Raw genomic sequence first — 1,090 nt, 5'->3', positions numbered from 1 at the left:
TATATTATTTTATCTAGCACAACAGGTTAAATTACTATAATACATCATTTCCCCAGACAAGACTTTATCATAGAAGCTCTGCTTCCAGTCAATAAATGCGACAGCCTGCTGCAATTTTTCGATAGACTGAAGCAGAGCTTCTCTTTTATTTTGCAGAATAATTTTTCGCGTTGGAATAGATTTTTCTCCTTCAAGGCAAAGTGCGAGATACTCTTTCATTTCAGCAATGCTCATACCGCAATTTTTCAGGCAGTTTAAACTCTGGATCCATTTAATATCGTGATCATCAAACACCCGATAATTTCTTTTATCCCTTTTTACATTGGAAACAAGTCCTTCGTTGCAATAAAATTTCAAATTTTCGTAGGTCATATCGGTTAATTTGCAGGCCTCTTTCATGGAATACATAACATTCTCCTAAAAACATAAAATTAAATTCAAAATGCTGAATTTAACAGCTTGGATCTCAAAAAGTCCTTGACCGGTAGCAGCTACCGGCTGGTAGGATTATAGCATGATGAAAAAAAATGAATCAACAGGCAGGGGGAGAACAAATGGAATATATCAGGTTACGAAAGATGAGTGTGAACGATGCGTGCGGGATGCATTGGAAGTGGGATATCGCAGCATTGATACTGCCCAGAGTTATTTTAATGAAGAGGAGGTTGGAAAGGCTATTGAAAAGTCAGGAATTGACAGAAAAGAAATATTTTTAACCTCCAAGGTATGGATCGAACATTTCGGATATGAAGAGTGTAAAAAATCTGTGCTGGAATCTGTGGAAAAACTGCGTACAGATTATCTGGATCTGATGCTGCTGCATCAGCCGTTTGGTGATACTTACGGCGCATGGCGTGCTTTGGAAGAACTGTACAAAGAAGGAAAACTCCATGCAATCGGTATCTCCAATCATTATACAGACCGCATGGTAGAATTTGCAAACTTCACAAATATTAAGCCAATGGTAAATCAGATGGAAACGCATCCCCTTAACCAGCAGAAAACATTAAAAGAATGGGCAGACAAATATGATATCCGGCTGGAAGCGTGGGCACTGCATTTTACGGAGCTCAGCGGTCGCCATTCTGTT

At 38.9% G+C, this 1,090-nt stretch carries 2 protein-coding genes; one reads left to right on the top strand and one right to left on the bottom strand.

Annotated elements, in window-relative coordinates:
• Positions 1 to 9: 9 nt before the first annotated feature.
• Positions 10 to 408, bottom strand: a complete 399-nt coding sequence (locus DXA87_RS17755; protein WP_117505606.1) for a MerR family transcriptional regulator — start codon at positions 406 to 408, stop codon at positions 10 to 12.
• Positions 409 to 514: 106 nt separating this feature from the next.
• Between DXA87_RS17755 and DXA87_RS17750 the strand changes: the two genes are divergently transcribed.
• Positions 515 to 1,090 (top strand): aldo/keto reductase (locus DXA87_RS17750; RefSeq protein WP_147326546.1); only part of this gene is annotated, 576 nt, incomplete at its 3' end.

Origin of the sequence: Desulfotomaculum sp. OF05-3, assembly GCF_003435535.1 — a bacterium.
Taxonomy (GTDB): Bacteria; Bacillota; Clostridia; order Lachnospirales; family Lachnospiraceae; genus Pilosibacter; species Pilosibacter fragilis.
Note: the sequence above shows the minus strand (reverse complement) of the source record. Positions and strands in the feature narration are given on the sequence as shown.

Coding starts and splice junctions, on each gene's coding strand:
- DXA87_RS17755 (WP_117505606.1), bottom strand. CDS start 408: ATGTATTCCATGAAAGAGGCCTGCAAATTAACCGATATGACCTACGAA.